Origin of the sequence: Arthrobacter sp. CAN_A1 (assembly GCF_015751665.1) — a bacterium.
Classification (GTDB): Bacteria; Actinomycetota; Actinomycetes; order Actinomycetales; family Micrococcaceae; genus Arthrobacter_D.
Genome location: NZ_JADOUR010000023.1, coordinates 1 through 11,120 on the forward strand (window position 1 = coordinate 1; position 11,120 = coordinate 11,120).

Consider the following 11,120-nt stretch of genomic DNA (forward strand, 5'->3'; position numbering starts at 1 on the left):
TGATCGGTACTCACTGACCATCGCACGATGGCTCACCACGTCGCCGGAGCAACGCGCTCACCGCGGGAAACTACACCACCCCACGGGACGTAACCTCACTCCCATAATGTTGCTCTATTTTGGACGCCTTGAATGTGGTCTTAATGGTGACAATTCAGGCGTTAGAACGAAAGGCTAAATCTAAAGATCCTCCGCCGGTTGATTCTCCGCTTGCACCCGATGGGAACCCCCTGAACCCAGGCTTCCTGCGGCACCGCGTTCGAGAAAGGTCGACTGGGTCGGGCTGTTCATCCCGTTGACGCGACCATGGGAACTCTCTGGTGTTCTCCCTGCGAGCCCGGGATTGGCCAGCCATCGGGCGAGATCAGGTGCGGAGACGGGTGGTGAGATGTGGTATCCCTGCATGGTGTCACACCCCTGGCGGGCGAGCATATTGTAATCGGCGCTTGTCTCCACGCCTTCGGCGACGATCTCGAGGCCGAGGCTGTGCGCTAAACCGATGATGAACGAGACCAGATCCGCGGCGCGCTTGTCGTCGTGTACATGGGTTAGAAAGGCTCGGTCCAGTTTCAACTCGTCCACGGGCAGGTCCCGCAGGTAGGCAAGGGAAGAATACCCGGTCCCGAAGTCGTCGATCGAGACTCTGATGCCCTCGGCGCGGAGTTGTCGGAGTACCGCCGCGGTGCGTCCGCCGTCCTTCATGAGCATCTGTTCGGTGATCTCCAGGACCAACGTCGAGGGGGCCAGTGCCCGCTCGGTGAGCATGCTTGTGACCCGCTGCGGAAGATGGTCGTCGATGCACGTGGGGGACAGATTGACGGCCACGCTGAGGCTGATGCCTGTGCCACGCCATGCAACCATCTGATCCATTGCTTTCCGGAGGACCACCTCGGTGAGGGTGGACATCAGACCGGCCTCTTCGGCGAGGTGGAGGAACGCATCCGGGAAAAGCAGCCCGCGCGCCGGGTGGTTCCAGCGCACCAAGGCCTCGACCCCGGTTACCGACGCCGTGAGCAGATCGATTTTTGGTTGGTAGTGCAGGAGCAGCTCGTCGTTGGTCAGTGCCGTGCGCAGCTCTTCCACGGAGCGGAGCCGTGCGGCGCCGTCGTCGTGATCTTCGCTCCCATAGACATGGGTGCCCGAGTGGTCAGCTTTCGCCCGGAACATCGCGACGTCGGCCCTTCTCAACACGACGCGCAGGTCGCTGCCGTGGATCGGGAAAAGGGCGACTCCGACACTTGCGCTCGTCTGAAGTAGCGTCGCGCCGAGCTGGAATGGCCTGCTGATCTCGTCGCGGATCCGGCCTGCTGTCGCAAGTGCCGCGTTCCGGTCAACTTTCGGCAGGACGACGGCGAACTCGTCGCCACCCAGCCGCACGAGAAGGTCCGAGGGTCGGAGGAGCGCACGAAGCCGCCCGCTCACCTGCTGGAGAAGGAGATCACCGGCTTCATGCCCGAGCCCGTCGTTGACGTTCTTGAACCGATCCAGATCCAGGAGCAGGATCGAACCCTGGTCGCCACCGTCCAGGAGCCGGGGTGCGTCCGCGTGCAAGGCTCGACGGTTGGGTAAGCCCGTTAGTTCATCCGTCCTGGCCATGGAGTGCAGGAGACGGTGCCGGAAAATCAACGGCATCGTCGCGAGAGCCAAAGTGCAGGCGGACAAGACCACGGCCGCAGCGGGAATGTCGCTCACGTTGCCGATGACCAGGACGCCCAACGCCCCGCCCGTCGCCGCGAGCGGCACGATGAGTGCCGGGACTCCCGTGACCACTCGTGTATCCGGCTTCGCAGCAGCGTCAAGCCATACCGTGATCAGAGCCATCCCCACCGCCCACCCCGCATCCAGCGGCGTACCTAACACATAACTGTTCAGGTTTAGGGCATAAAGTACATCAGCCACCGAGAAGATGATGAGTCCCACGACAAGGAACGGCCAGCGCTTCCCCAGATAAGCACCCCGACAGCCCAAAACCCCGGCCATCAGAGCGACCGCGGCGACATCCAGCCACGTATAAGACACGGCGATAGCCGACTCGAGCGTGAACTGTGTGGACGACGTATTCATCAACGGCGTAAGGACCACCATCATGGCTGAAGTCGAACCGAGGGCGCACACGATGCCGTCCAGGAGCACCGGCCAGTGCGCCCGTCGCGTATACCGCACCACCACCAGTGTCAGAGCGGCAATTATCAATGGATAGAAGGCCAGGTATGCGAGGTCGGCCACAACGTTGTATCCGACGGCGTCCGAGCCGCCCAAGGCCAGGACGTAGTACAGGTCGCCGAAGGCGAACGCGGTGACTGCCGATGCGCCGAGGGCTATCTCGAGGCGATGGGTTCGCGCACGGGCCACGGCAAGCCACGCCAGAGCACTTATCGCCAGATTGAGTGCGTTGCCGATGGTGCTCGTCAAGGTGACGTCCGAACCGTCCTGAGGACCCGTCATCAGTGCCACCACGAAGAGCGTTATCAGCACCACGACCGCTTTAGCGAGCCATAGCCGCAGCTTGTTGAATCTTGTCTCGCCTGCATACGCATCCGAGACCGGCACCCGCGTGTCCAGTGGCCGAAGTCCTACGGACCGTGCCATCACTCTCCCCTTAGAATGTCCGCCTGAGCGATGGCGCCGCCGAACGTACAGGGTAGGCGTGGCTCCTATTCCTACTCTCGGTAGAAACGTGTGGCTTGTAAGGTATATCAGGTCTTCCAGTAGTTCTATTTCTGTGAGTGCATGGCAGCGCAGGTGGAACATAAACCGCAAGGCTGAGGCATAGGCTGACGTGAATGGAAGAAGAAGCAGAAATGCAGGACACCGTCTCTACGTTGGCGCGACCATTGAAGGGCAAGCAGCCGTAGGCTGGATAGCGATTTGGGGCTGCGTCCGTTGAACAGGACCTCACGGAGCTGTGTGTGTCCTTGATTAACCCTCTCGATCACGAGGTTTGTTATGCCGTGGCTGCGAACATGAGCGCGTCATCACTGATCCAGCTTGCTAGGAAACTGGTGGCTGCTTCAGACGCGGTTCCCCGGGCGGAAAAAGCAGAACTTCTGACTTTGCTGACCGTTGCAAAAAGAGCGCTGAGAGGAACGTAACAGGATTCTTCGCGCGAGCACCGGAGAACGAACGTTTGGCGGCAAATCAGGCTCCAATAATCGGAGGAAAAAGGGGTCCGTAGCGTCCGGGCCGCAGCCGCATTGGGAGACAACTTGGCATGGAGTAGACAATCTTGATGAGATCGGCGCACGCCTTTTCAAGGTGTCGGACGACCTTTGAGCGTAAGTCAACTTACCAGCTGACTGATTCTGGCTGTTCTTCCGGTGGAACCTAGTGTAGCGTGTCGTTGGTTCCTTTGTGTCTGATCTTTGTCAGACTTGATCCATGGTTTATCTGGCGAGGGCTTTGGAATTGCGTGACGGGGACCGGGGCGCCTTGGAAGTGCTGACGCGTGGGAATTCTTCCTCGGCGACGTTAGCGTTGCGGGCACGCACAGTTTTGTTGGCTTCCGCCGGGATGCCGAATATCCAGATCGAGCAGATCACGGGGTTTTCAGCGCCCACGGTTTTGAAGTGGCGCAACCGCTATGCCGAGGGCGGGATCGAGGCCCTGTCCGATGTCCAGCGTCCGGGCCGGGAGCGAGAAATCGATGAACTTGCCTTGATCGCGGACACCCTGGCCAATGACGGGAAACCGGCGGCCGAATTGGGGATCTCGCACTGGTCCGCCCGCATCATGGCCGAACGCCACGGAGTCTCCTTTTCCTCTGTGGCCCGGATTTGGCGTCGTTGGAAAATCCAGCCGCACCGGATCGAGACCTTCAAGTTCTCCACCGATCCCGCCCTGGAGTTCAAGCTCCGGGACGTGGTGGGCCTGTATATGTCTCCGCCGGAAAACGCGGTGGTGGTCAGTGTCGATGAGAAGACCCAAATCCAGGCATTGTCCCGTACCGGCCCGGATCAGCCGTTGTCTCCGACGCACCCGCTGCAGCAGACCCATGACTACCAACGCAACGGCACCACGACCCTATTCGCCGCTCTGGAGGTCCTCACGGGCAAACTCAGCGCGAACGCCTTCTACCCAAAGCACACCAACATCGAGTTCGTCGATTTCCTGGGCCGCGTAGCGGACGCCCACCCCGGGATCGAGCTGCATGTCATCTGCGACAACTACGCGACCCATAAACACCAGAACGTCTTGGACTGGCTGGACGCCAATCCGCGGGTCACCCTCCACTTCACCCCGACCAGCTGTTCCTGGCTGAACATGGTGGAGATCTTCTTCGGGATCATCACCCGCCAATGCCTCAAACGTGGCACATTCAGCTCCGTCAAAGACCTGGAACAAACCATGCAACGCTACATCGAGAACTACAACCAAGACGCCAAACCATTCACCTGGACCAAATCAGCGGAGTACCTCCTAGGCAAGATGAAACGCAAACAAACCATTAACACGGAGCACTAGTTACCCGGTAACCGGGCAGGTTGAAAACAGTAGTGGCAGCGTCAGGGCGCTGAGCAGTAGGCTCGATCAAGGCTCGTGGTTCCTGTCAGTGATGAATGCGTCAAGAACATCCATCCCAGCAGGGCCACGAGCCCTTATGCGCTTACGACACGAACCCGACTTTCACCACGAACCACGGAGAGCCATCAAACCAGCGTCGACGTATAGCCGCAGTCGAGTAGGAATAGTAGTATGACTACTATTCCTACTACTTTTGGAGTGATCCGCTGTGATGAGTGAGCAAGTTAGCCCGACAGGGTCTGCCAGGGACAGGGTGTACGCCGCCGCCGAGAAAATCAGTGCCGAGCGTAACCCCACGGTGTCCAGTGTCAGGGAAGCCGCAGGCGTCTCCAACGCCGACGCCACCAGGTATTTGAAGGCGTGGAGGGAAGAGAGCGCTGTTGCCGGCTCACGGATCGCTGCTACACCGCAACCGCTGCTTGACCAAGCGGCGCGGTTGGCCGGATCGGTGTGGGCTGATGCCGTGGCGTTGGCTGCCGAGCAGCATGCAGCCCTCGAAGCCCGCTGGGTGAAAGAGGGCCAAGACAAAGATACTGAGCTGGCCGAGCTCGTGGCAGACCTCGATCGGATCACCAGCGAAAAGAATGCGGAGGCCGCGGCGTTGAACACAGAACTCTTGGCTGCCGTGACGAGGGCGGAGGACGCGGAAGCACGTGTGCACCAGGCGGAGGCCGCAGCTGAGCGTGCCCGCTCCGACGCGGGCACTCACGCTAATGACTTGGCAGCCGCGCGTGCCCGCGCTGACACGCTGCAACAAAGCCATGACGCACTCATCCAGCGCATCACACCACCAACCACCAAGACACCAAACAAAAAGTGAACCAGTAAGGGCAGACTCCTAGCGAAGAAAAGCACCAGGGGGAACCGGATTTCCTTGTGCAGGTAAAACAAGAACAACGGGGGCTGGCTCATCGAGGGCTGGCGGGATCTGATCGAAGCCAAACACGCGGCTCTAGAACGCTCACAGCGGGAACTAGCCGCAGCGGTGAAACTTGCCCGCCACGGGGGCGCGACGTGGCGCGATGTGTCCCAGCTACTCGGCACCACAGCGAAGGAAGCCCGCACCAAATACGCCCAGGACTAGACCAACGATGAGAACCGCTATTTTTCATCCGGTGCGGCTCGAGTGACCGAGCCGACCCACACCCAGCCTTCACGCTGGATCTTGATGCCCGGCTCAAAGAAGGACACCTTAACGGCCGTTCTCGTCCACGCTCTCGCGTGAGCCTGCACCCGGTACGCGCTCGATGGGTAGCGAATCCACACGTACACCCGCCACGGTTCCGGGAAATCACGGGCAGGATTAGACGGTAAATCCAGTTCGACCTCAGTGAGCATGATCGGTTCCTCACGCATCACAAGGCCCTCAATCCACCTGTCCAACAAATCGTCGTAGTACCACCGATAGCGTTTATTCTCACCGATCGCGCCGCCGCCACTCTGGTCACTCTCATCAAACGTCAGTAGGCTGTGAACCTGCACCTCCCACCGGGTGCAAGTGACGAGGGCCGGGTCGAGACTACGGTCCTCGGTGCCGGTGTCCTGGAAGTCGCCCCCAAAGCCCTTCAGGGACCCGGCACCACCACGTTAAAGCCCGGCACCGACACTTACCCGGCCCAGGTTTACTGATCGGTTCTTGTTGGCGATTTCAATGAGGAACGCTCCAAGATCCACGCGGGTGATCGAGGCGTTCTCCGACCCTGATTCTGATACGGGCAGTAACCGACGCCGGAAGCTTGGCAGGATCGCGGGCGGGACTGTCGCATCATGGCCGTGATCCAGCGCAGCTGCTAGGGCATGTTTACCGGTGAGTCCAATCGCGCCAAGGAGAACAATTTTCACGAAAAGCTCCCTTCCGGTCGGGCCCGAGAGCACTTCATCGTTTGATCTTCGAAATGGGCGCCGGCGGCGTTTGCCCTGTGACGCCTCACAGGCCACAGGCCACGAGCCATAGGTCACATGCCACGGGTGCGAGGGCGGGTGAGTTCAGCGATTGCTTGCTGCAGATAGCGACGTACGCTCCCGTCCGGGAGCTGGTCTCGCGGTAAAATGTTCTGTTCCATTTCAGCGGTTGAATGAAGAACTTTACTGCCCGCGGGAGTGATGGCGAATAGCTGTTTTTTTTGGTTGACGCTGGTTTGTACGCGGGCAACGAAACCTTTGTATTCGAGGTTATCCAGGATCCTGATCATGGTTTGTGGCTGGACCCGCACGCTCCGGGCAATTTCACTTTGGGTTCCCGCGCCCTGCAGGGTGATCACAACCAGGACTGTCAGCCCGGCGTGGGTGATTCCGAAATCAGCGAGTTCCTTGCTCCACGCGTTTTCCACTAAACGGGTGGCTGTCAGCAGCAGACGGCTCGTTGACCATTGGTCCAAGTCCAGATCCAACATTACGTGGACCCCCTTTTTCGTTCGATGCCACGTTTGACGTCAAGACGGGTCATCTATGAACGCCGGTACTTATTGACCATGGGGCAGTCGAAGGGGTCGCGGGCTGCTAGTCCTACACGGTTGAGGTAGGAGACTACGGCGCCGTAGGACGCGGCGACCCCGACTTCGGTGTAGGGAACCTTGAGGCGTTCGCAGTGTTCACGGACGATCAGTGCGGCCTGGCGGAGGTGCGGGCGCGGCATGTCAGGGAATAGGTGGTGTTCAATCTGGAAGTTCAGGCCGCCGAACGCGTTGTTGACGAAGGATCCGCCCTTGATGTTCCGTGAGGTCAGGACCTGCTTCTGGAAGAAGTCGAGCTTGCTGTTCTTCGGGATAATCGGCATGCCTTTGTGGTTGGGGGCGAAGGACGCGCCCATGTAGATGCCGAATACGGCCATCTGGACGCCGATGAAGGCGAAGGCCATACCGACGGGCAGGAACCAGAACAGGACACCCAGGTAGGCGCCGAATCTCACGGCCAGGAGCGCTAGTTCAATCCAGCGACCCTGGACGGCTCCCGGGCGGAAGAGGGTGCTAATCGATTTGGCGTGCAGGTTCAGGCCCTCGAAGGTGAGGAGGGGAAAGAACAGGTAGCCCTGGCGGCGGGTGATCCACGCGTGGAACCCTTTGGCCTTTGCTGCGTCTTCCTCGATGAAGGAAATAGTGTCGATCTCAATATCGGGGTCCTTGCCCACCACATTGGGATCGTTGTGGTGGCGGGTGTGTTTATTCATCCACCACTGGTAACTGATGCCGACGACGCCGGCCGCCAAGATCCGCCCTGACCAGTCGTTGGCGCTACGGGTCTTGAAGATCTGCCGGTGGGACGCCTCGTGGGCCAGGAACGCAATCTGCGTGAAGATGATGCCGAGTACCGCGGCGATCAGCAACTGGAACCAGGTGTCACCCAGCAGGGCGAACCCCGTCCAGGCCGCCCCCATCGCCAGCGCCAGCGTGGCGAAGACCGAGACGTAGAAACGGCGGCGTCGGTTCAGTAAGCCTTCCTTGCGCACCTGCTTGAGCAGGATCGAGTACGACGCGACGACGTCGTTGGGCTTGGCCACACGCACTGCTCGGACCGGGGTGGTTGTGCTCATCTAAATTTCCTTGCAGGGAAAGAATTTACGGGGGTGGGGGAGGGGGAGGGGGAGCCGCCGGGACCTCATGAGAGGCCCCGGCGGTGTGGTGTTTTAGACCCGGTTTGTGGTGGCGTGGTCCCGTTTGCGGCTCAGGCTCAGTGCCAGCGCGATCATTCCGACGCCCAGGAATAGGTGCAACCAGTTATCCGCGTCGTTGAAGGGCACGAAGTTGGCGTCTGAGTTGAGGTCTATCACCAGTCCGTAGATCCACAGCACCAGGTAGAGGACACCTCCGATCAGGAGATAGTTTTTTGCATTGGCGTACGTCCGTGCCAGCACCAGGCCAGCGACGCCGTAGAGCAGGTGGACGATGTTGTGAAGGATCGAGACCTGGAACAGGCCCAGCAGGAGGGCTTCAGATTCATGCCCTGCCATGTCCATCTGGTCGAACTGGGTGGTGACCCCGGGGATGAATCCCAGGACACCGAAGAGCACGAACACGATGCCTACGGCCATGGCGGCCTTTTGCATGGTGGTTTTTTCCCGGTCCTGACGAACCGGTTGATGTGATGCGGTCATTGTTCCCTCCTAGAGGTGTGTGTGGGGATTCCTTAGATCCCGGCGAGTGTTAGACGGTGCCGCTGTTGTGACTGGATTGGACGTTGTCTTTGGCGTCCTGGGACTTGTCTTTGAGGTCCGAAGCGGCGCCGGTTCCTTCGTCCTTCACGGTTTGAGCTGAGTCAGCCGCTGTTTCCTTGACCGAGTTCACTGCGTCCTGGGCGGGTTCTTTCAGGTCTTCCATGACCTGTTTGGCGGAGTCAGCGATTTCGGTTGTCAGTGGTTGGGCTTTGTCTTTCAGGGCTGACGCGGCGTCCTTCTCTTTTTCGCTTGCGGGAATTAGCGAAGCGACGAGCATGCCGGCGCCGAAGGCGATGAGCCCCGCGGCGAGGGGGTTGCCCTTGGCTTTGTCGGTGAGCTGGTGCGGGGCGTCGTGCACCGCACCGCCGGCATTTTCGGCGGAACCTATGACATTGGTTTTGACGTTGTCGGCAGAGCCCATGATTTTGTCCTTTACGTTTCCTGCGGCGTGCTTCACTTTGTCCGTTTGACGGTGGGCAATGTTTGAGGGGTTCACCTTGTCGGCTACGGCATCGACGTCGGTTCCGAGTTCGGCTCGTGTCCGTTCGATGTCGGCGCGGATTTGTTCTGGTGTCTGGCTCATGGGGTGTGCTCACCTGGTTTCAGAGTGGAAGGGACTTCTTTGAGGGTTTCAGCGGTGTCAGGCATGCCGCGGACGGCTTTGAGTTCCTTCTTGCCTTTCATCGCGAGGACGGCTGCGACAATTCCCCAGAGCACTGCGACGATCACTGAGGACCAGCCGAGACCGACCAGCTCACCCAAACCCCACATCAGGGCCAGGGACAGGAACAGTAGAACGAAGTGCCCTGCTACGCCGGCTCCGCCGAGCATTCCAGCGCCTTTACCCACCTGGGTTCCGGTTTCACGTAACTCGGCTTTAGCCAGTTCCAATTCCTGACGCATCAGGGTCGAAAGGTCGCGGCTGACATCGCTCAGGAGTGAACCCAGCGATTCATTGGCTGCCCGGCCCTCGGCCTCGCTCCTCGGCGGCTCATACGCTGGGGAACCTCCGGTGTGTGTTCCACTCATCAGCGCAGATCCCTGTCCAGTGGCCCGCCCTGGGTCTGCCGGCCTGATTCAATGATTGGCTCGGTGGCCAGGGGGTCGGCCAGAGGATCACTTGTCGAAGTCTGCTCTCGCCCCGTGACACCTGTTTCGGTATCAAGGACTCCTGTGGAGGTGGTGACCGGTGTCGCGGTAGTGGGCGCGCCGAATCCGCTCCCCGTAGTCGGCTGCGTGGGCACTGTCGGCGGGTACTCGGGTGCGGGATTAGCTGGGGTAGCATCCTGATCATCAGATCCTGCTCCGGCCAGCCCACGAGTCAGTCGTCCGGCGAGCAGACCGGCACCCGCTGCCACCATCAGGAACGTTCCCGGGCGCCGGCGGGCGAAACCCTTGACTTCTTCAAGTAGTGATCCTGGATCGCGGCCTTCCAGCCAGCCTGCGACGTCGCCCGAGCGTTGGGCGGCTTGGCGGACCAGGTCATTTGCGGGACCATTCTGGTCCCCGTTATCTGCCATCGAGGACAGCTCATCACTGATAGAACGCAGGCCCTCGGCAGCTTTCTGCTGGCTGGCACCAGCCTGATCCTTCAGATCGGATCCCAACTCGCCGAGCAAGTTCTTCGCCTGGGCGCTTGCTTCTCCTACAACATTCTTCGCCTCCGCCCCAGCGGTCTGGGCAACTCCCTTAGCCGCGTCCGCTCCTTCATGACCAACATTCTTCGCTTCGTCCTTCGCGTGGCCCGACGATGACTGCCCACCATCCGGGTTACCAGATCCGTGCGCAGGCGACACTGGGACTATCGGGTCTTCCGACCAGTTTTGGGTACTCATGGTTTCTCCTTCAGTAAACGGCCGAAAGATACCCTCGGCCCTTGATGTGGCATGGGATGTGGCATGGGATGTGGCGCGCCACAAACTAGAGAACCGCTGCTTCACATAGTGCGGGAAAAGCTTGACGACATCCTTGACAGTGGAGCGCTACATCCATCAACGCCACAAAGACAGCATGCTTAGTTGTTACGTAAGAACCTAAGCATGCTGAGTGTCTAACCGCAAGGGAAGGGCAATAAGTTCTCCGCCTGGTAAAAGCTTCTTAGTGAGCCGACCAGTGCGTGGAAGGCTAAACCGAAGGTGTCTGTCCAGCCAACATCGCTCACAGTGGGGTACCTAAACAGGGGAGGGGCAAGACCACCTGGCCTTGCCCCTCCTCGGCTGGGAGAGCGTCTTCCCCGGTCTTATACGGCTTTAACGTTGTACGGCGCGCTTAGGTCGCTCTCGCCATTACTTACGATCTGGTCGCACCGGCCCGTCGCTAGTCACATCAGTCGGTATTCACGGGCCAGCGTTTCTGGGTTACGTCCCGCTGAGTGGTGGAGTTTTCTCGACACCGTGCGGGTCAGTTCCTTGATTATGCTGCAGTAAGTTCGGGAAGCAAAACCGTCTCC

At 59.9% G+C, this 11,120-nt stretch carries 11 protein-coding genes; 2 read left to right on the forward strand and 9 right to left on the reverse strand.

Annotated features, from left to right (window positions below; all coding sequences use genetic code 11):
• Window positions 1-180: 180 nt before the first annotated feature.
• Entirely contained in the window at window positions 181-2,589 is a 2,409-nt protein-coding gene (locus IWX62_RS15700; RefSeq protein WP_196842354.1) for a putative bifunctional diguanylate cyclase/phosphodiesterase, read from the reverse strand.
• Between the two features lie 789 nt (window positions 2,590-3,378).
• On the opposite strand from IWX62_RS15700, the gene IWX62_RS15705 reads away from it, so the two are divergent.
• Together IWX62_RS15705 and IWX62_RS15710 are read left to right on the forward strand one after the other, a co-directional pair.
• Window positions 3,379-4,461, forward strand: a complete 1,083-nt coding sequence (locus tag IWX62_RS15705; protein WP_442859276.1) for an IS630 family transposase — start codon at window positions 3,379-3,381, stop codon at window positions 4,459-4,461.
• 271 nt (window positions 4,462-4,732) lie between these two features.
• On the forward strand, window positions 4,733-5,341 hold the full coding sequence (locus IWX62_RS15710; RefSeq protein ID WP_196842355.1) for a DNA-binding protein: 609 nt from the start codon (window positions 4,733-4,735) through the stop codon (window positions 5,339-5,341).
• A 281-nt stretch (window positions 5,342-5,622) separates the two neighbouring features.
• Here IWX62_RS15710 and IWX62_RS15715 read toward each other — a convergent pair whose 3' ends face one another.
• The 8 genes from IWX62_RS15715 to IWX62_RS15750 form a co-directional block, all read right to left on the reverse strand.
• The gene (locus IWX62_RS15715; protein ID WP_196842356.1) at window positions 5,623-6,003 is read right to left on the reverse strand and encodes a hypothetical protein; all 381 of its coding nucleotides are present in this window, start codon (window positions 6,001-6,003) and stop codon (window positions 5,623-5,625) included.
• Between the two features lie 105 nt (window positions 6,004-6,108).
• A complete protein-coding gene (locus IWX62_RS15720) occupies window positions 6,109-6,363 on the reverse strand; it encodes a hypothetical protein (RefSeq protein WP_196842357.1) in 255 nt (84 codons plus the stop codon).
• 113 nt (window positions 6,364-6,476) lie between these two features.
• Window positions 6,477-6,914, reverse strand: a complete 438-nt coding sequence (locus IWX62_RS15725) for a MarR family winged helix-turn-helix transcriptional regulator (RefSeq protein ID WP_196842358.1) — start codon at window positions 6,912-6,914, stop codon at window positions 6,477-6,479.
• Window positions 6,915-6,967: 53 nt separating this feature from the next.
• Entirely contained in the window at window positions 6,968-8,050 is a 1,083-nt protein-coding gene (locus IWX62_RS15730) for a fatty acid desaturase family protein (protein WP_196842359.1), read from the reverse strand.
• 93 nt (window positions 8,051-8,143) lie between these two features.
• Entirely contained in the window at window positions 8,144-8,611 is a 468-nt protein-coding gene (locus IWX62_RS15735) for a DUF4383 domain-containing protein (protein WP_196842360.1), read from the reverse strand.
• 49 nt (window positions 8,612-8,660) lie between these two features.
• Window positions 8,661-9,254 carry a DUF3618 domain-containing protein gene (locus tag IWX62_RS15740; RefSeq protein WP_196842361.1) on the reverse strand — a complete coding sequence of 198 codons (594 nt, stop codon included), beginning with the start codon at window positions 9,252-9,254 and terminating at the stop codon, window positions 8,661-8,663.
• Complete coding sequence (locus IWX62_RS15745; protein WP_196842362.1) at window positions 9,251-9,700, reverse strand: phage holin family protein; 450 nt, start codon at window positions 9,698-9,700, stop codon at window positions 9,251-9,253. The genes IWX62_RS15740 and IWX62_RS15745 overlap by 4 nt, the downstream gene beginning before the upstream one ends.
• A complete protein-coding gene (locus IWX62_RS15750; protein WP_196842363.1) occupies window positions 9,700-10,506 on the reverse strand; it encodes a hypothetical protein in 807 nt (268 codons plus the stop codon). The genes IWX62_RS15745 and IWX62_RS15750 overlap by 1 nt, the downstream gene beginning before the upstream one ends.
• Window positions 10,507-11,120 lie beyond the last annotated feature (614 nt).

Excerpts from the sequence above, each read along its gene's own strand:
- IWX62_RS15700 (WP_196842354.1), bottom strand. The coding sequence starts at position 2,589 with ATGGCACGGTCCGTAGGACTTCGGCCACTGGACACGCGGGTGCCGGTC.
- IWX62_RS15705 (WP_442859276.1), top strand. The coding sequence starts at position 3,379 with ATGGTTTATCTGGCGAGGGCTTTGGAATTGCGTGACGGGGACCGGGGC.
- IWX62_RS15710 (WP_196842355.1), top strand. The coding sequence starts at position 4,733 with ATGAGTGAGCAAGTTAGCCCGACAGGGTCTGCCAGGGACAGGGTGTAC.
- IWX62_RS15725 (WP_196842358.1), bottom strand. The coding sequence starts at position 6,914 with ATGTTGGATCTGGACTTGGACCAATGGTCAACGAGCCGTCTGCTGCTG.
- IWX62_RS15730 (WP_196842359.1), bottom strand. The coding sequence starts at position 8,050 with ATGAGCACAACCACCCCGGTCCGAGCAGTGCGTGTGGCCAAGCCCAAC.
- IWX62_RS15735 (WP_196842360.1), bottom strand. The coding sequence starts at position 8,611 with ATGACCGCATCACATCAACCGGTTCGTCAGGACCGGGAAAAAACCACC.
- IWX62_RS15740 (WP_196842361.1), bottom strand. The coding sequence starts at position 9,254 with ATGAGCCAGACACCAGAACAAATCCGCGCCGACATCGAACGGACACGA.
- IWX62_RS15745 (WP_196842362.1), bottom strand. The coding sequence starts at position 9,700 with ATGAGTGGAACACACACCGGAGGTTCCCCAGCGTATGAGCCGCCGAGG.
- IWX62_RS15750 (WP_196842363.1), bottom strand. The coding sequence starts at position 10,506 with ATGAGTACCCAAAACTGGTCGGAAGACCCGATAGTCCCAGTGTCGCCT.